The 19,584-nt window shown below is 34.2% G+C and carries 19 protein-coding genes; 15 read left to right on the top strand and 4 right to left on the bottom strand.

The genetic code is table 11. The annotated features are described in order from the left end of the window. The first annotated feature begins 2 nt into the window (after positions 1–2). The 5 genes from rsfS to H9D55_RS05985 all read left to right on the top strand — a co-directional run bounded on the left by rsfS (position 3) and on the right by H9D55_RS05985 (position 4,424). The gene (rsfS, locus tag H9D55_RS06005) at positions 3–338 is read left to right on the top strand and encodes a ribosome silencing factor (protein WP_186077751.1); all 336 of its coding nucleotides are present in this window, start codon (positions 3–5) and stop codon (positions 336–338) included. Further along, positions 328–1,047, top strand: coding sequence for a class I SAM-dependent DNA methyltransferase (locus H9D55_RS06000; protein WP_186077749.1), 720 nt, complete (start codon positions 328–330; stop codon positions 1,045–1,047). The genes rsfS and H9D55_RS06000 overlap by 11 nt, the downstream gene beginning before the upstream one ends. A 111-nt stretch (positions 1,048–1,158) precedes the next feature. Next, positions 1,159–1,725 (top strand): helix-hairpin-helix domain-containing protein, encoded by a 567-nt coding sequence (locus H9D55_RS05995; protein WP_186077747.1) that lies wholly within the window; start codon positions 1,159–1,161, stop codon positions 1,723–1,725. A 3-nt stretch (positions 1,726–1,728) separates the two neighbouring features. After that, positions 1,729–2,196 (top strand): ComE operon protein 2, encoded by a 468-nt coding sequence (locus tag H9D55_RS05990; RefSeq protein ID WP_186078205.1) that lies wholly within the window; start codon positions 1,729–1,731, stop codon positions 2,194–2,196. Next, positions 2,193–4,424: a DNA internalization-related competence protein ComEC/Rec2 gene (locus H9D55_RS05985; RefSeq protein WP_186077745.1), complete on the top strand. Its 2,232-nt coding sequence runs from the start codon at positions 2,193–2,195 to the stop codon at positions 4,422–4,424. The genes H9D55_RS05990 and H9D55_RS05985 overlap by 4 nt, the downstream gene beginning before the upstream one ends. Before the next feature lie 30 nt (positions 4,425–4,454). Here the strand turns inward: H9D55_RS05985 and H9D55_RS05980 are convergent, their stop codons facing one another. Further along, entirely contained in the window at positions 4,455–4,589 is a 135-nt protein-coding gene (locus tag H9D55_RS05980; RefSeq protein ID WP_186077743.1) for a YqzM family protein, read from the bottom strand. Positions 4,590–4,680: 91 nt separating this feature from the next. On the opposite strand from H9D55_RS05980, the gene holA reads away from it, so the two are divergent. Next, the gene (gene holA, locus H9D55_RS05975; protein ID WP_186077741.1) at positions 4,681–5,643 is read left to right on the top strand and encodes a DNA polymerase III subunit delta; all 963 of its coding nucleotides are present in this window, start codon (positions 4,681–4,683) and stop codon (positions 5,641–5,643) included. A gap of 34 nt (positions 5,644–5,677) precedes the next feature. On the opposite strand, the gene H9D55_RS05970 is transcribed toward holA, so the two are convergent. The 3 genes from H9D55_RS05970 to rpsT all read right to left on the bottom strand — a co-directional run bounded on the left by H9D55_RS05970 (position 5,678) and on the right by rpsT (position 8,450). After that, positions 5,678–6,904: a metal-dependent hydrolase family protein gene (locus H9D55_RS05970; protein WP_186077739.1), complete on the bottom strand. Its 1,227-nt coding sequence runs from the start codon at positions 6,902–6,904 to the stop codon at positions 5,678–5,680. A gap of 9 nt (positions 6,905–6,913) precedes the next feature. Beyond that, positions 6,914–8,071 (bottom strand): hypothetical protein, encoded by a 1,158-nt coding sequence (locus tag H9D55_RS05965; RefSeq protein ID WP_186077737.1) that lies wholly within the window; start codon positions 8,069–8,071, stop codon positions 6,914–6,916. 136 nt (positions 8,072–8,207) lie between these two features. After that, on the bottom strand, positions 8,208–8,450 hold the full coding sequence (gene rpsT, locus H9D55_RS05960; protein ID WP_186077735.1) for a 30S ribosomal protein S20: 243 nt from the start codon (positions 8,448–8,450) through the stop codon (positions 8,208–8,210). A gap of 164 nt (positions 8,451–8,614) precedes the next feature. On the opposite strand from rpsT, the gene lepA reads away from it, so the two are divergent. The 9 genes from lepA to mtaB all read left to right on the top strand — a co-directional run bounded on the left by lepA (position 8,615) and on the right by mtaB (position 19,574). Then, positions 8,615–10,438 (top strand): translation elongation factor 4, encoded by a 1,824-nt coding sequence (gene lepA / locus H9D55_RS05955; protein ID WP_186077733.1) that lies wholly within the window; start codon positions 8,615–8,617, stop codon positions 10,436–10,438. Positions 10,439–10,486: 48 nt separating this feature from the next. Then, positions 10,487–11,605 carry a radical SAM family heme chaperone HemW gene (gene hemW / locus H9D55_RS05950; RefSeq protein WP_186077731.1) on the top strand — a complete coding sequence of 373 codons (1,119 nt, stop codon included), beginning with the start codon at positions 10,487–10,489 and terminating at the stop codon, positions 11,603–11,605. A 235-nt stretch (positions 11,606–11,840) separates the two neighbouring features. Next, a complete protein-coding gene (gene hrcA, locus H9D55_RS05945) occupies positions 11,841–12,800 on the top strand; it encodes a heat-inducible transcriptional repressor HrcA (protein WP_186077729.1) in 960 nt (319 codons plus the stop codon). Positions 12,801–12,813: 13 nt separating this feature from the next. Beyond that, positions 12,814–13,401, top strand: coding sequence for a nucleotide exchange factor GrpE (gene grpE, locus H9D55_RS05940; RefSeq protein WP_235963126.1), 588 nt, complete (start codon positions 12,814–12,816; stop codon positions 13,399–13,401). A gap of 24 nt (positions 13,402–13,425) precedes the next feature. After that, complete coding sequence (dnaK, locus tag H9D55_RS05935) at positions 13,426–15,261, top strand: molecular chaperone DnaK (protein WP_186077725.1); 1,836 nt, start codon at positions 13,426–13,428, stop codon at positions 15,259–15,261. Between the two features lie 81 nt (positions 15,262–15,342). Beyond that, positions 15,343–16,476, top strand: a complete 1,134-nt coding sequence (dnaJ, locus tag H9D55_RS05930; RefSeq protein ID WP_186077723.1) for a molecular chaperone DnaJ — start codon at positions 15,343–15,345, stop codon at positions 16,474–16,476. A gap of 3 nt (positions 16,477–16,479) precedes the next feature. After that, entirely contained in the window at positions 16,480–17,415 is a 936-nt protein-coding gene (prmA, locus tag H9D55_RS05925; RefSeq protein WP_186077722.1) for a 50S ribosomal protein L11 methyltransferase, read from the top strand. Between the two features lie 2 nt (positions 17,416–17,417). Continuing rightward, on the top strand, positions 17,418–18,134 hold the full coding sequence (locus H9D55_RS05920) for an RsmE family RNA methyltransferase (protein ID WP_186077720.1): 717 nt from the start codon (positions 17,418–17,420) through the stop codon (positions 18,132–18,134). Positions 18,135–18,203: 69 nt separating this feature from the next. Next, on the top strand, positions 18,204–19,574 hold the full coding sequence (gene mtaB / locus H9D55_RS05915; protein ID WP_186077718.1) for a tRNA (N(6)-L-threonylcarbamoyladenosine(37)-C(2))-methylthiotransferase MtaB: 1,371 nt from the start codon (positions 18,204–18,206) through the stop codon (positions 19,572–19,574). Positions 19,575–19,584 lie beyond the last annotated feature (10 nt).

Genomic DNA, 19,584 nt, shown 5'->3' with positions numbered 1-19,584 from the left:
TTTTGGATTCTAAATTAATTTTAGATAAATTAACAAATGCCGTTGATGACAAACGTGCATACGATATTCGTGTCTTCGATGTGAGTCAAACGAGCTCGGTAAGTGATTACGTGATTATTTGTCACGGTACTTCAGATAGACAAGTTAAAGCGATTGCTGATGAAGTACAAGAAGTAGCAGAAGAATTAGAGATTGATACACATATTGAAGGATACAGAGAAGGTAAGTGGGTATTAATCGATGTAGATGACGTGATTGTGCATGTGTTTATGAAAACAGAACGTGAATACTATAATCTTGAGCGTCTCTTCTATGATGGAGAAGCAATTGAAGTCTAAATACGAAAAGTTTAGTTATGTATACAAAGTCATGAACTACGACTTTCCCTATAATCTTTGGTTAGACATTATCAATAAATATAATAAAAACACGTCAATCTTAGACGTTGGATGTGGTACAGGTGAAATTCTGAATAGGCTTGTAGCAGACAAACGAGTTGGTATCGATAATTCAGCTACAATGATAGAAATAGCTGAGAGTAATGCACCAAACTGTGAATTCTATGTGCAAGATATGAAATATTTTGAACTTGATGAATCTTTTGATCTCATTATTGCTACAGCTGACGTATTGAACTATGTTTCTAATATTAATGAATTAAAGACCGCTCTTTTAAGTGTAAGTAACCATATGAATGAAAACAGTGTATTTATTTTTGATATGCATAGTGAATTTAAAATATTGAATGAATTCGACGGAGAAATCTATATGGATGATACACCAGAAATTACTTATATCTGGGAAGTATCAAATGGCGTCGAAGAGCTGTCTGTTATTCATGATATCACCTATTTTATTAAAGATGAAGACAACAAATACGATAAGTATCAAGAAACTCATTATCAGCAGGGATTTAAACATCAAACTGTTGTGGAACTACTGGATGAATTAGGTTTTGATGTTATCTCAACGTTCAGTGATTTTGATCCTGATAATGATGTATTAGACGTATGCGAAAGAAATTTTTTCATAATTAAATTAAAATAAAAAAGATAATTCAGTAAAAACACCTATATGTTTATAAGAGATTCTTTTATGGAGGTGTAAACTATTACTGAATTATTTTTTAAATACAAAGAATGGCTAGGATTTTTTGCTGTGTTTGTTGCTTTATTTACATCATTATTCTTGTTCTTTAAGGATAAAAACCATCCGATTGAAGTCATAGAACACTCAGAAATAGAGAGTATCAGTGCAGCACCAACAGAAGATGAATTAACACCTGAACCACTCTCCACAGTATTTGTTGAAGTGAAAGGTGCAGTTTATAATCCAGGAGTTTACGAAGTGCCGAAAGATGGTCGTGTGAAAAATGTTATAGAACTTGCAAGAATCACAAGTGATGCGGACTTAGCACTCATAAACCAGGCTGAGAAGCTTAAAGATGAAATGATAATTTATGTGCCGATTAAAGGTGAAACGATGCCTAAAACAATCTCTTTAAATGACACAAAAACGGATGAGGAAATAAAAGTGAATGTAAACACAGCAAATGAAGCAGAACTCATGACCTTAAATGGTATTGGTGAGAAGAAAGCTCAGACAATCTTAGCTTATCGTGAAGAAAATGGTTTGTTTATGAAAATGGAAGATTTACTTAACATACCTGGTATTGGCGAGAAAACACTAGAGAATTTAAAACCTTATATAACAATAGGAGATTAAATGATGAAGAGAATTAATTGGAATGAATACTTCATGGCACAAGCGATGTTACTATCATTACGATCGACATGCTCAAGACTTTCTGTGGGTGCGACTTTAGTAAAGGATAACCGTATTATTGCTGGTGGATATAATGGGGCAGTATCTGGTGAACACCACTGTACAGATCACGGATGTTATATAGAAGACGGACATTGTATCCGTACTATACATGCAGAAGTAAACGCACTATTGCAATGTTCTAAGAATGGTGTGTCAACTGAAGGAGCTAGTGTGTACGTTACACACTTTCCATGCATTAACTGTACAAAAGCCTTACTACAAGCCGGTGTTATTAATATCTACTATAGAGAAAACTATAGAAATCATCCATATGCGATTGAACTTATTGAAAAGACAGGTGCTACAGCTACTAAAGTAGATTTGGATATTATACGCCTAAAAAAATTCCTAGACGAGTCATCACTATGATATTCTTTAACAGTGTGATGATCATTGTAATCAGTTGTTTAATTGTGAGTAACCCAGTACTTGGGTTATTTTTTTTGTCTGTTTTTATCTTTAAGCTTATTAGAAAAGGATTCCATCTAAAAGAAACGGTATTGTATGCATTAGGTTTAATAATATTTGGTACTATTTATTATAACTATGACTTGAGGTCAACAGAATCACCTATAGTTACATTTAGAGTAATTGATTATGAATATTATGAGGATAATATAGGTTATAAAATTGAATCTGATAATAAAAATTTTATTATGTATGTAGAGAAAGGAGAGAGAATTCCAATTGGAAGTGTCTGTCGCACATTAACAAAAGTTGATGTGGTTAATGCTGAAATTGAACGCAACTTTATTAAGCGTAATGAGATTAGGAAAAACTTGTCTAAGAATCTTAGTGGCAAAATATACTTGGAAGATTTATCAGAAATTACCTGTTATAGATATAAACATACGTTTATCACTAAATTAAATGAAATGCGTTTTAACTACATAGTAAAAGTGAAAGCAAGTTCAGAGCATTCTTACATCGGAGATATGCTGATGCTTTCTATAGGAAGTAAGATCTTTCTTACGAATGAATTATTTTATGCACTACAAAAACTTGGAATCTATCATCTGTATGTAATATCAGGAACACACGTTGCGTACTTGTCAGTTGCTATTTTTGTGATATTAAAGATGTTTAGAATACCAATTGAGATTATAAAAATGATAACTATTATTATGCTTATATTATTTTTACTAATCAACGTTTTCAATCCGAGTGTATTTAGAGCAGTATTTATGTCAACACTATTAATAATATCCTCGTTCTTAAAAAAGAAGCCATATGTTGCGGTCATATCTATCTCTGCACTTGTTCAATTGGGGTTTAGTCCATTTATTATTTATAATGCAGGATTCGCACTTTCATACTTAACGACGTTTACGATATTACTTTGCAGAAAAAACATTTCTAATATGCATTCAATCTTACAACTTTTCTTAATAACACTTATAGCGGAATTCTCAACACTGTTAATAATACTCGTGTTCTTCAATGAGATATCTTTAAGTGGTCTATTAATGAACCTAATTTTTGACCCATTGTTTACGCTTATTATATTTCCTGCAACATTAATATTTAACGTTGCACTCTTCACAATCTTTCCTGTAACACTCGACTCAATTCTAAATATAATCTTTTCATACAATCATAAATTTATTTTATTTCTAAGCACTGTGATAGAACATCGTGTTGTCATCAAAAATTTTAACGCGTATATTACTATCTTAATTATCTTACTCACTTATTTTATCATTAAAACAGTCGCAAGAAAGAAGTTTAAGCAATTGGTCGTTCACATCGTCCTACTTCTTACAGTTATTATTACTTTTGCTAACTACAGTAAAAATGATTTTAAAGTGACAATGATAGATGTAGGTCAGGGAGATTCACTTTTAATACAAGATCTAAAGAACGATGTTGCGATATTAATAGATACTGGTGGACGTTATTATAGAGAAGCACCAAGGGTTAGACTTTCAGATAAGACGGTGTTGCCTTATTTAAAAGAACAGGGTATACGGAAGATTGATTTACTCGTACTTACGCACTTTGATAATGATCATATTGGAGAATTTAGTCATATATATGAAAACATAGATGTAAACCGAATTATGATTAATTTAAATGATGATAAGCTTGATTTCTTTTTAGAGTCATATCAGGGAGAACATTCAAAGTTAATACACAGTGATCATTTATCCCAATTTAACATTGGAAATATAAGAATAAGGAATTTAACAATAAAAGAGCAATTCACTAAAGAATCAAATGCCAATTCAATTATTTTAGATGTTTCGTTAAATAAATTTTCATTTTTGTTCTTAGGAGATGCGAGAATTGAAGAAGAGAAAAAGATAATACCAATACTAAACACATTTGATGTACTCAAAGTTGGTCATCATGGTTCTGATACGAGTACTAGTGAAGAACTCGTTCAGTTATCTTTTAATTATGCGCTAGTTAGTGCAGGTGTAAATAATAGATATAAGCATCCACATAATGTAGTAATAGAACGGTTAACGCAAAATGATAAGTTCATTTTAAATACAAAAGATGATGGAATGATTGAAATGATTATTAAGAGAAATAAAATGTGTATTAGGTCCAAATTGTCTAAACAGAAGGATCATTGCGTAAAAAAAGAATAAAAAAACAAGCTACATGCATAGTAGCTTGTTTTATCCAGCAACGATTCCAAATACTTGTGCAATTACATAAATTAGAGTAAGTGCTGCGAACCCAACTACAAATGCGAGTCCTGAATCGATTACGTCGTTGTTTTTAGATTGTACATTTTTCTCGAACTTGTTCATGACATAACCCCCTTATTCGTTATCTCTAGTATAATGTAGAATGAGAAAAAAATCTATACTATAATAAACAAGAGATGATATGGAGGATGAAATGAAATTAATTAATATTGTTTATGGGACAAATAGAGTCCGTGTCGAAGAGCAAGTAAATACTCTTGTGAAAGATTATGTCGGCGAAGTAGATGATTTTAATAGAATCGTATTAGACTATAATGATACAACAATAGAATCAATCATTGAAGAGGCACAAACATTACCATTTCTAAGTAATAAAAAAGCAATTATTATTCAAAATGCAACGCTTTTTACTGCAATACGTTCTAGAAATACAGTAGACCACAATATAGACTTAATGATTAAGTATCTGGAAAATAAAGAAGATGATACACTACTGATATTTTCTGTTCAGTCTGAAAATCTTGATAGTCGTAAAAAGATTACTAAAATTGCTAAGACGAAAAGTGAATTGTTTGAAGTAGAAGAAATGCAAGAAGCCGAACTTCGTGACTACATACGCTCTGTAATAGAAAGAGAGAATGTGAGGTTCAATCCCTCATTAATAAATATGATCATTGAAAGAACAGGTATTCATTACGACACAGTGAAACAAGAACTTGGAAAACTTCTACTATATGTAGATGATGAAATCACAACTAAACATGTAGAAGAAGTAATCAGTAAAAGCTTAGAGCAGAATGTATTTTTACTTACAGATTATTTACTTAAAAACGAGAAACGAGAAGCAGTTATGCTGTTTAGAGATCTTATGCTGCAAAAAGAAGAACCAATAAAGTTATTAGGACTTGTTGCAGGACAATTTAGACTGCTTTATCAAACTAAAATCTTAAAACAAGAAGGTCTGAACTCTGACGCTATTGCGAAGAGACTAAGAGTACATCCGTATCGGGTTAAACTTGCATATAGAACCATTGATCGATATCCATTAAACTATCTTTTAAACAAAATGATATTATGTAGGGATATGGACTATCAGTTTAAGACGAGCTATCTTGAACGAGAAGCGTTATTTGAAGTATTCTTAACTAAAATTTAATGAGATGTAAAAAATTATACATCTCATTTTTATATTATCTAATATCTTTTAAAATTTTTCCTTCTTTTGCAACAACTAAGATGTTGTCAATGTCTTTAAGAATTGCAATGTCTTCTAAAGGATTTTTATCTACTAAAATAAAATCCGCTAAATATCCTTCTTTAATTTGTCCGACATTATCCAATTGCATGCATTCTGCAGCAACTTTAGTGGATGCTACGATTGCATCCATTGGAGTCATACCGTGTTGTACCATGAGTTCTAATTCTCTTAAGTTCGTCCCATGTTTGAAAACTCCGGCGTCTGTTCCCATTGCGATTTTTACCCCAGCCTTGTATGCTTTTTTGAAGCTATCAATATGATCTTGTAATACTTCTTTTGATTTTTTGAGACCAACTGCTGATACTCCAAGTTCTTCAGCAAATTCAATAACTGATAATGGTGCAAGTAGGGTAGGTACTAGGTACGTTCCTTGTTCTTTCATTTGTTCTATAATTTCATCAGTAAGGTAAATGCCGTGTTCAATTGAATGAATGCCTGCATCTAAACATTGTTTAATACCTTCAGCTCCTTGAGCGTGAGCCATGACTTTAACACCGTTTCTGAATTCTGCTTCTTCTACAATTACTTTTAACTCTTCTAATGAATACTGAGTGAACCTAGGATGATCTGTTGGTGTAGATACACCGCCAGTTGCCATCACCTTAATTACATCAGCTCCTGCTCTTAAAATTTCACGCGTTTTTTTTCTAACTTCTTCTACACCGTCAGCGATGTTTGAAGGTAATCCTGGGTGTGGCTTGATAAATGGAACTTCAATTCCGGAATAGTTCATAGAATCACCATGACCACCTGTAATTGAAAGTGCAGATACTGAAATTTGCATTCGTGGTCCATCTATAAGTCCATCTTCAATTGCTTTTTTAAATCCTAGGTCTGCACCATAAGCATCACGGACAGTAGTGACTCCTGCATCAATCGTACGTTTTGCAAACTCTATAGAATGAAAGAAATTATAAGAAAATGGTGTTGCAATTTTTTCTGCAAGAGGTTGAAACTCAGTTGCTAAATGCACGTGTGTATCAATCATACCCGGAAGTAAATATTTACCTTCTCCGTCAATAACATCTGCAGTATCACTAATATTTTTAGGATTGATTGCTGTATATACACCATCCTCAATCAATATAGATGTATTTTCTTTTAATGGATCACCTGATCCGTTTATTAAACTAATATTTTTTACTAATAATTTTGACATAAAATCCTCCTAAATCATACCCATAATAATACTTGCGATAAACACTGATGATATAGTCACTGTTACAAAACCACCGATGACCATTGGTGATACAAGTTCATCAAAGAGTACTTTTCTATCTCTCTCATTATCCGTTTCTCCTCGTGCAACTTCTTCACAAAGAATATAGTCAGCTGGGAAACCAAAAAGTGCTGTAAGTGCTACGGGCATACCTTTATTTGGATGCCATCCTACAAGTTTCGAAACGATAAAACCACCAATTAAAAGACCCGAAATACCGACTAACAGTAACATTAACACTGCCGGTAGGTTGTTAATAACATCACTAGGCGTAATTCCTCCCATTGTGTTTATGACAACAATCATAAGAGCAACCATTAAAAAAGAGAATGAGTTTGCTTTATCTAAAACTGCTTTTGGAATAATTTTTAAATGAACTAACAGAATACCGAACACGAGTGAGTAAAGCGTATAATGTATTGGTGTTACATTTCCAAGTAACATTGCGAGAGCTCCAAAGCCAATAACAATAGTAAGTAAAATGATATTGTTTTGTAAAATATTCGGTCTTTTCGTTGCATGATTTTCCTCATTAAAGCTTAAAGCATAACTTTCTTTAAATTGTTCTTTATGACTTAAGAAATATTTACTATAATTTCTCATGAAGTAAGTAGCAAGTGGCATGCCAATTGGTGATTGAAATGCCTGTATCATAATAGGTATTACAATTATAGATGTTAATCCGAGTTCTGTGAGGCGTTCTGTAGTAATTAAGAGGGCTATCACACCACCGGAAATCGGGCCAATACCACTGGCTGCTGTTTGAAAATCAAATATTAACGTAATGATTGTAAGCACTAATATTAAAGAACCAGCTAAACCACCAAGAGCAATAACAACTGCACGCCACTGTTTCCTTAAAACATCTAAGCCCATAAGTGTCCCCATATGTACAATAAGAGGAGCAATTGCGACAGATGCCAATGCTGGAATCGTGGACTGATCTGTAATGTTTTCAGGAAACACGCCAGTCCATGTTAAAACTAAGTATCCAATCATTGCGACTAACAACATTGGTATCCGTGCTCTAGTCCAAATAGAGATAATCTCTCCAATTGCTAGTAATAGAAGTAGCAGAAAGAATGCTACGATTGGTTCAAAATTCATTAAACTCCTCCTAAAGATTAATAAAACTCATTATACATGAAAGTTATTATAATAAAAGGAATTTTCAGAACTTTTAATTATAAAGCGTTTTCAAATGAAAATACGTAAAAAAATAAACCTCTCTAGAAAGAGAAGTTTATTTTGATAGTTGTGATTTCATACGACTTGCTTTATTTTTGTGAACTAAGTTTTTCTTAGCAGCTTTATCGATATGTTTGAAAGCAACGTTTACTAATTCATCAGCATTTTCTGCGCCGTCCGCTTTAGCCATTTGAGCAGCTTTGATAGCAGTACGCATTTGGTTTTTCTGTGCAATGTTCTGTTCGCCCGCAGCGTTTGACGTCTTAACACGCTTAATTGCAGATTTGATATTTGCCATTTATGTTACACCTCCAGAGTTAAAAAGTTGTACAACTTTGATTGCAACAAGAAATATTTTACCAAATTTATATTGATTTTGCAATATTGAGATGAAAATGAATTGAGAAAAACGGGGCAAAATGTTAAAATATTAGCATTGTAGAAAAGGGTGTTGGAAATTTTATGACAGATAAAGAACGTTTAGTACGACAAAAACATATAAGAAACTTTTCAATCATCGCACATATCGATCATGGTAAATCTAGTCTCGCGGATCGTCTGTTAGAACATACAGAATCTGTAGCAAAAAGAGACATGGAAGATCGTCTTTTGGATGCGATGGATTTAGAGCGTGAACGTGGAATTACGATCAAGCTTAACGCAGTACAATTAAAATATACTGCTCGTGATGGTCAAGAATATATCTTTCATCTGATTGATACACCAGGACATGTAGACTTTACTTACGAAGTCTCTCGTTCACTTGCAGCATGTGAAGGTGCGATACTAGTAGTAGATGCTGCACAAGGTATTGAAGCACAAACTCTCGCTAACGTATACTTAGCGTTAGATAATGAGTTAGAAATGGTGCCAGTCATCAACAAGATTGACTTACCAGCAGCAGATCCAAATCGTGTTGCTCAAGAGATTGAAGATGTAATTGGTATTCCTGCCGAAGATGCAATTCCGGCTTCAGCAAAAGCAGACATTGGTATTGATGATATCTTGGAAAAAATTGTAGAAATCATACCTGCACCAAGTGGAGACCCTGCATCACCACTAAAAGCATTAATCTTCGACTCATACTATGATCAATACAGAGGTGCCATCTCCTCTATACGTGTCATGGAAGGAACTGTAAGAGCTGGAGATGAAATCAAAATGATGTCTAATGGTAAGGTGTTTGAAGTTACAGAAGTTGGCATAAACACACCAGCTCAACTGCCAGTTAAAGAATTAACTGTTGGTGACGTAGGATATCTCGCAGCCTCAATAAAATCAGTTTCTGACGCACCTGTAGGTGACACAATTACACTAAACGATAGACCTGCTGAAGAAGCATTACCTGGATATAAACGTTTAAATCCTATGGTGTTCTGTGGCTTATATCCAATTGACTCAGCGGACTATGTTGATTTAAGAGAAGCACTAGAACGTCTTCAATTAAACGACTCAGCATTAGAGTTCGAACCAGAATCATCACAAGCACTCGGATTCGGTTACCGTACAGGTTTCTTAGGAATGCTTCATATGGAGATTATTCAAGAACGTATTGAAAGAGAGTTTGGCATTGATTTAATTGCAACTGCACCATCCGTTATTTATAAAGTTACTTTAACAGACGGAAGCGAGCTTAAAGTAGATAACCCATCTCAAATGCCTGATCCACAAAAGATTGATTATATTGAAGAACCTTACGTAAAAGCACAAATCATGGTGCCAAGTGATTACGTAGGTGCTGTAATGGAGCTATGTCAGCGTAAACGTGGAACATTCATTACAATGGATTACTTAGATGATATACGTGTAAACATCATCTATGAGATACCTTTGTCAGAAATCGTATTTGATTTCTTTGACCAGTTAAAATCTCACACTAAAGGTTACGCATCACTCGATTATGAAATCATTGGATATAGAGAATCAAGACTTGTAAAGATGGACATCCTATTAAATGGGGAACAAGTTGACGCGTTAAGTTTAATTGTTCATAGGGACTTTGCTTACGAAAGAGGTAAAGCTTTAGTAGATAAACTCAAGACACTTATTCCGAGACAACAATTTGAAGTACCAGTACAAGCAGCGATTGGAAACAAGATTGTTTCAAGAACGAACATTAAATCTATTGGTAAAAACGTTCTAGCGAAGTGTTATGGTGGGGATATCTCGCGTAAGAGAAAGTTACTAGAGAAGCAAAAAGAAGGTAAAAAGAAAATGAAAGCAGTAGGATCTGTAGAAATTCCACAAGAAGCTTTCTTAGCAGTTTTAAAAATGGACGAAGATTAAGGCTAGGAGAAATCGAAAGATTTCTCTTTTATATTTAGGAGTGGTGATTTGAGAAGTTTATATGTTCACATTCCATTTTGTAATCGAATTTGCACTTATTGTGATTTCAATAAGGTACTCATTAAAAACCAACCAGTAGATGCATACTTAATGGCATTAAAGCAAGAAATTGATTCATTTCCAGTTACAGATTTAAAAACGATTTATGTTGGTGGAGGCACACCAACATCGTTATCTATGAAGCAGCTAGAGTTTTTATTACAGACAATTAAGAATAAGTTTGGCCAAGTGTCTGAATATACATTTGAAGCAAACCCGGACGAATTAACGACAGAGAAAATTTCTCTACTAAAAGATTATGACGTAAACCGTATTTCTCTAGGGGTTCAAACATTTAACAACGATTTATTAAAAGTTCTTGGTCGTACACATAATTTTGATGATATTTATCGTTCAATAGAACATATGAATAAGATTGGATTGGATAATTACTCAATCGACTTAATGTATAATTTACCAGGTGAAAAGTTAATGGATATTGAAGATAGTTTAAAGAATATTGAAATTTTAAAACCAAAGCACATATCATGGTACTCACTAATTATTGAACCGCATACTGTATTCTATAACAAAATTAATAGAGGACAGATGTCGATAGGTTCATCAATTAAAGAAGGGGAAATATACGGTAGAGTAATCAACGGACTGAATGACATTGGATATCCACAATATGAAATATCTAACTTTAGTCAAAAAGAATTTCAATCTCAACACAATAAGACTTATTGGTTAAATGAAAACTATCTAGCAGCTGGAGCAGGGAGTCACGGTTACATTGGAGACATGCGATACTACAATATTAAACCAGTTACTCATTATATTAAATCGATGAATGATCATAAAAACGTAGTAAAAGAAAAAATCAAATTAAATAAAACGGATATGATGGAAGAAGAAATGTTTCTTAGACTTCGCTTAAATCAAGGTGTATCAATTGAACGCTTTGAAGATAAATTTAATATGCCTATATATGATGTCTATGGTAAAGCATTAGATAAGCATATAAATCTCGGACACTTACAACAGAATGACCATTATATAAGTTTGACAGATGAAGGCAGAATGATCGGTAACGATATATTCGTGGATTTTCTAATAGATGATTAAAGGAGTTTCCAAAAGGAAACTCTTTTTTATGTGTATTATTAGCACTCTTTAATAATTATTGCTAATATATTAATTGTTCTTATTTGATTAATATAATTATAAAGTCTCTAAACACTAATGTACCAATAGTTTAAAGTGCTTAAAAAACATGAGTGTTAAGTGTTGACATACTTTGACCAATGGGTTAATATTGAATTAGCACTTGATAGATAAGAGTGCTAACGAGGTGGGTAGAGTGCTTACGGAAAGGCAGAAATCAATTCTTTATTTTATAGTTGACGACTTTTTAGATGATGGTACTCCAGTGAGTTCACAACACTTAATTGATAAGTACAATATGAATATTTCTAGCGCAACTGTTCGAAATGAAATGGCAGTTTTAGAAAAAGAAGGGTACATCACAAAAGCACATACCTCATCAGGTAGAATTCCATCAAGAAATGGACTTAAACATTATATAAAAAATATCTCAATGAAATACGATTCAAAAAAGAGTCTTAAATTTGAGATAGACGCGTCCCTTTCTGATATTGAGGTTCTAGGTCAAACAATCGCACATTCTTTCAGTGAAGAGACACAGCATTTAACATATGTTACTCTAACTGATGGACGAGCGATCATTAAAGGTGTTTATCTGACACCGATATCAGAGAATTTGGTACTCATAATCTTAGTGATGGATAGTGAATCTGTTCGGAAGTTCACTGTAGAAAAGGAAGCACATATATCAGATAAAGAAATGGAAAAAGTTGGTGTAGTGCTAAATAATCTACTTAGAGAAAGACCTGTTGTAGACGTGATGGACATTCTAAAGTATTACCACTATTTAGATGACTTTAGAATCAAGCAGTTTGTGACAAAGCTCGTCCATAAAATTGAACAAAATATTAGTGAGAATAACAAGATTGTTGCTTATTCTGGACTACAGTTTCTATTAAAAGATTTCCAAAGTGAAATCGAAACGTTAGAAACACTTTATGAAGATATTGAACATGCACGATTACCAGTGGTTAAAACAGACGATAATCCAATCAGTGTATTATTCGGTCACGAACTACGAGAAGATTATCAAACACTATCTATAATTACGACGGATATTAATCAGAATGGTTTTGAAGGACAGCTTATGATTATAGGACCAGAGATGATGAGGTACAAAAATGTAATTAAAGCAGTGAATGCATTTAGAAAATAAGGAGTGTGACTTTGTGAAAAAAGAAGATGTAAATGAAGAAATCACAAAAACTGGTAATGAAGAAGAAAACACTGAGCCAGTTTTAGATGAAGGGGCATCTTCTAATGAAGAAACTGTAGAAATAACTACAGAGCCAGAAGTGGATGAAGAAAGTTCAGAATTAAACACTTTGAAATCTAAATTAGAAGAAGAAGAAAACAAATACTTGAAGCTTTATGCAGAGTTCGAAAACTATAAACGTAGAACTAGAGAAGAAGCGGAAAGAAATAATAAATATAAAAATCAATCATTTGCTGAGGATTTACTTTCAGTTATTGACAACTTAGAACGTGCACTTCAAATTTCTGGAAATTCTGAAGAGTTTGAATCACTTCATAAAGGTGTAGAGATTGTTTATAACGATTTTATTAATAAACTGAATTCAAATGGAATCACATTAATTGATGCTCAAGACAAAGACTTTGACCCGAACTTCCACCAAGCAGTAATGACAGAGGCTGTTGAAGGTGTATCCAGTGGAGTTGTAATTGAAGTATTCCAAACAGGTTATATGTTAAAAGAAAGAGTGTTAAGACCAGCAATGGTTAAAGTAAGTGAATAATAAAATATTGGAGGAATTAATAATATGAGTAAAATTATCGGTATAGACTTAGGAACAACGAACTCAGTAGTATCTGTATTAGAAGGTGGAGAAGCAAAAGTAATTGCTAACCGTGAAGGTAACAGAACAACTCCATCAGTAGTTTCATTCAAGGATGGAGAGCGTCAAGTAGGTGAAGTTGCTAAACGTCAAGCGATCACAAACCCAGATACAATCATGTCAGTGAAACGTCATATGGGTTCTGACCACAAAGAAGAAGCAGCAGGAAAAACTTATTCGCCAGAAGAAATTTCAGCAATGATTTTACAAGAATTAAAAGAAACAGCAGAAAGCTATCTTGGAGAAAAAGTAACGAAAGCAGTTATCACTGTTCCTGCATATTTTAACGACTCACAGCGTAAAGCAACTAGAGATGCTGGTAAAATTGCAGGACTGGAAGTAGAACGTATCATTAACGAACCAACTGCAGCAGCACTTGCTTATGGGTTAGACAAAGATGAAGTAGAAGAAAAAATCTTAGTATTTGACTTAGGTGGGGGCACATTTGACGTATCTATCTTAGAGCTTGGAGATGGTGTGTTCGATGTATTAGCTACAAGCGGAGATAACGAGCTTGGTGGAGATGACTTCGATGATAAGATCATCGCTCACTTAGTGGATATATTTAAGAAAGAAAATGGAATTGACCTATCACAAGATAAAATGGCAATGCAAAGACTTAAAGATGCAGCTGAAAAAGCCAAGAAAGACTTATCAGGTGTATCGTCAGCTCAAATTTCATTACCGTTTATCTCTGCAGGAGCAGCTGGTCCATTACACCTAGAAACAACTCTTTCTCGTGCTAAATTTGATGAATTAACTCACGATTTAGTTGAGAGAACAATGGTACCTGTAAGAAATGCAATCAAAGATGCTGGCTTAAATTTCAATGATATTGATGAAGTAATCTTAGTTGGTGGTTCAACAAGAATCCCATCAGTACAAGAAGCAATCAAAAAAGAAACTGGTAAAGAAATTAACCGTTCTGTAAATCCAGACGAAGTAGTAGCAATGGGTGCAGCGATCCAAGGTGGAGTATTAGCAGGAGACGTTCAAGACGTAGTTTTACTTGACGTAACACCACTCTCACTTGGTATCGAAACAATGGGTGGCGTTAACACTGTATTAATCGAAAGAAACACAACAATTCCAACAAGTAAATCTCAAGTATTCTCAACAGCATCTGATAACCAACCAGCAGTAGACATTCATGTTCTACAAGGTGAACGTGAGATGGCAGTTGACAATAAAACACTGGGTCGTTTCCAGTTAACTGATATTCCGGCAGCACCTCGTGGAGTACCACAAATAGAAGTGACTTTTGACATTGACAAAAACGGTATCGTTAACGTATCAGCAAAAGACTTAGGTACTGGTAAAGAACAAAGAATCACAATCGAATCATCATCTAACCTATCTGATGAAGATATCGACAGAATGGTTAAAGAAGCAGAAGAAAATGCAGAGTCAGATAAAAAACGTCGTGAAGAAGTAGATCTACGTAACGAAGCTGACCAACTCGTATTCTCTTCTACTAAGACTATTGAAGACTTTGGTGAGAAAGTTTCTGATGATGAAAAATCACAAATCGAAGATGCTAAATCTAAATTAGAAGAAGCATTAAAAGGTGATGACTCAGAAGATATCAAGGCTAAGAAAGAAGTTCTAGAACAAGCACTTCAAGCTGTATCAATGCGAATCTACCAAGAAATGCAACAAGAACAGGGACAAGCTGGCACTGAAGAAACATCTACTGGTTCAGAAGATGAAGATGTAATCGATGCAGACTTTAAAGAAGTTAAAGATGACGATAATAAATAAGATCTAATAACAAAAGTCAAAGCCAAATGGATTGGCTTTGACTTTTTTAAATGATAATATTGGAATGTTGGAGGCGAGAATTTGGCTAAAAAAGATTATTATGACGTCCTAGGCGTCGAGAAAAATGCTACAAAAGATGATATTAAAAGAGCGTATCGTAAACTTTCAAAAAAATATCACCCGGATATAAATAAAGACGACGATGCAGATGAAAAATTTAAAGAAGTAACAGAAGCATATGATGTACTTTATGATGATGAAAAACGTGCACAGTATGATCGCTTCGGTCACAGCGCTTTTAGTGGAGGCGCTGGAGGCGGAAATGGGTTTGGTGGATTTGGAGGAGCAAGTGGCTTCGGCGGCTTCGAAGACATTTTCAGTTCTTTTTTCGGTGGCTCAAGAAGAATGGATCCAAACGCACCAAGACGCGGAGATGATTTACAATACACAATGACAGTTGAATTTGATGAAGCAGTATTCGGTGCAACTAAGACTGTTTCAATCAAAAAAGAAATCCTTTGTGACGTATGTGATGGTGTAGGGGCTCAACCTGGAACTTCTAAAAAAACCTGCCATACATGTTCTGGTACGGGTCAAGTTACTGTTGAGCAAAATACGCCATTTGGAAAAATTCATACACAACGGACTTGTCCAACATGTGGAGGTACAGGTGAAGAAATCGAACATCCATGTAACAAATGTCATGGTGCAGGTACAATCACTAAGAATGTAGAAATTGAAGTGACAGTTCCAGAGGGAATTGACAACGGGCAACAAATTAGACTTCAAGGTCAAGGTGAGCCAGGAATTAATGGTGGTCCAGCAGGAGACTTATATATCGTATTTAGAGTAAAGCCAGACAACAGATTTGAGCGTGATGGTGACGATGTGCACTATGAATTACCAATCACATTCTCCCAAGCAGCACTAGGTGATGAAATTGAAATTCCTACACTTAAAGGTAAAGTATCTCTGAAAGTACCTGGTGGAACACAATCAGGACGTAAGTTTAGATTAAGAGAACAAGGAATTAAGAACGTCAATGGCTTTGGATATGGTGACCAAATCGTTACAGTTAAAGTGCAAACACCATCTAAATTATCTGAAGAAGAGAGAGACTTATTTAGAAAACTCTCAGAATTAAATGGACAAACGATAAAAGAATCAAATGAAAGCTTTACAGAAAAGGCAAAGAGATTCTTTAAAGGAGAATAATATATGAACTGGCACAAGATTTCTATAAATACGAGTGTTGAAAATGAAGAAATGCTTACGGAATTTTTAACAGATATTTCAAATGGTATCTCTGTAGATTACTCTATGGACATTATGAAATCAGGAGTTGAAGATTTCGATAATAAATTTAGATTAAATCCAGATGATTACCCAGAGTCAGATATCAGATTAACAGTGTATTTTGATGAAAGTGTGTCGGTTGATCAAAAACTCGCTCAAATTAGGACTTTTATAGAAGAAACAAAAAGCTTAGTTGATAAAGATGATATAAATATAACTCAAGATGTAGTAAAAGAAACAGACTGGGAAAACGAATGGAAAAAGTATTTCCATAGTTTTAGAGTGTCGGAAACGTTTATGATTGTTCCTTCTTGGGAACTGGATGATCACGAAATTAAAGCAGATGATCGTCTAATTAAATTAGATCCCGGTATGGCATTTGGTACAGGCGATCACCCTACAACCTCAATGTGCCTAAAATTCATTGAAAAAATTGTGAAACCAGAAGATAAAATTATCGATGTTGGTACAGGTTCAGGTATTCTTACTATTGGTTCTCATTTAATGGGGGCAAGAGATTTAACGGCAACAGATATTGATGAATTATCATTAAAAGTAGCAAGAGAAAATTTAAAATTAAACGATATCGATGGGGTAGAAGTACGCAGTTCTGATTTACTTAAGAACGAAACGCGTAAATATACTATCGTAATGGCGAATATTCTCGCTCATGTTATCGAGATGATGATCACAGATGCATACAACTGCCTGATACCTGGAGGTCACTTTATTTCAAGTGGTATCATTGTAGAGAAAAAAGAGGATATATTAACTAAACTGGAAAGTGCTGGATTTACAGTACTTGAACTATTAGAAGATAACGGTTGGATAAGTATACTCGCTAAGAAAGAGGACTAACTATGCAACAATTCTTTTCTTTAAATACTCTAAAACTAAATAAAAACTATACAGACTTAGAAAAAGACGCGCATCACATGTTAAATGTGATGCGTATGTCTTTAGGTGATACTTTCCGAATTGTTGACATAGACAACAAAGTTTATAAAGCAGAGATTACAGAAGTTTCACCACTTACATACCTAACAATAGAAGAAATAGATGTTCAGAAGAGTAATATCTCTAAAACTGTCATTTGTCCATTATTAAAAGGTGAAAAATTCGACTTTATGATTCAGAAAGCTACTGAGCTTGGTGCAGATGTATTTTTAATCTACGAGGCAGATCGTGCAGTTGTGAAATTAGATGATAAAAAGAGAAAAAATCGTTTAACGCGATTCAAAAAAATTATTCAAGGGGCGAGTGAGCAGTCGAAACGATTAACAGTGCCGACTATAGAATTCGTGGGAAATTTAAAGTCGATTGATTTATCTCAGTATGACTTAAATTTATTTGCATATGAAGATTTGAATTTTACAAAGTCAGAATCACTCATCGATGTGTTAAATAATAATAAAAAGTTTGATAATCTATCTATTATTTTCGGGCCAGAAGGCGGTTTTTCAAAAAAAGAAATTGAAGTTGATAATTTATCTTTTGTAAAACTCGGTGAAAGAATTCTGCGTGCTGAGACAGCACCATTATATATGTTATCTGTAATTGACGCTGTAATGGAATAAGAGCACATTGTATCTACAAGGGTTTTATGCTAGAATTAGTCTAAATTTAAGTAGGAAAGATTTGATTTCATGAATGACAAAACAATTGCATTTCATACGCTTGGTTGTAAGGTGAACCACTATGAAACTGAAGCAATGTGGCAAATATTTAAAGAAGACGGATACGAACGAGTTGATTTTGATACGAACGCGGACGTATTCGTTATAAATACATGTACAGTTACCAACACTGGTGACAAAAAGAGTCGACAAGTTATTCGTCGTGCTATCCGTAAAAATCCAGATGCAGTTATCGCTGTTACTGGTTGTTACGCACAAACAGCTCCTAAAGAAATTATGGCAATCCCTGGTGTAGATATTATCATCGGTACTGAGGATCGCGACAAACTTTTAGGTTATGTAGAACAGTATCATAGAGAACGTGAGCCGATCAATGGTGTAAAAAACATCATGAAAAAACGCACTTACGAAGAAATGGATGTACCTTACTTCACAGATAGAACACGTGCGACTCTTAAAATTCAAGAAGGTTGTAACAATTTCTGTACGTTCTGCATCATTCCTTGGGCTCGTGGTTTAATGCGTTCAAGAGATCCAGAAAAAGTTATTGAACAAGCAACTAAACTTGTACAAGAAGGATATAAAGAAATCGTACTAACTGGTATTCACACGGGTGGTTATGGTGAAGATCTGAAAGACTACAATTTAGCACAGTTATTACGCGATCTTGAAGAGGTAGAAGGCTTAAACCGTCTGCGTATTTCAAGCATTGAAGCGAGTCAATTAACTGATGAAGTGATTGAAGTTATCGATAAATCGAATAAGATTGTTAGGCACTTACACATTCCAATTCAGTCTGGTAGTGACACTGTGTTAAAACGTATGAGAAGAAAGTATACGATGGAATTCTTTGAATCACGAATTGAAAAACTGAAAAGTATCATGCCAGGTGTGGCTATTACTTCAGACGTTATCGTAGGATTCCCAGGTGAGACTGAAGAAGAGTTCATGGAGACTTATGACTTTATAGAGAGACACAATTTCTCAGAGCTACACGTTTTCCCTTACTCTATCAGGACAGGTACACCAGCATCGAGAATGTCTGACCAAGTAGATGAGACCGTTAAGCATGAGCGTGTATCCAAACTAATCGAATTATCAGACCGTCTAGCAACAAGCTATGCTGAAGGGTTTAGAGATGATGTATTAGAAATTATTCCCGAGACTTCAAAAAAGGGTAAGTTAATTGGACACTCTGATAACTACCTTAAAGTTGAAATCGATGGTGACGAATCTCTGACGGGTGAACTTGTTAAAGTTAAAATTACTGAACCCGGATACCCTGTCTCTAAAGGTGAACTCGTTAGAGTACTTGAAAAACCAATGGTTAAAGAATATGCATATCTTGACCGTAAATTAATCAATAAAATCGAGATTTAAGTGGAGGAAA

It is taken from the genome of Phocicoccus pinnipedialis, from assembly GCF_903994035.1.
Classification (GTDB): domain Bacteria; phylum Bacillota; class Bacilli; order Staphylococcales; family Salinicoccaceae; genus Phocicoccus; species Phocicoccus pinnipedialis.
This window is presented reverse-complemented; position numbering and strand designations above follow the sequence as displayed.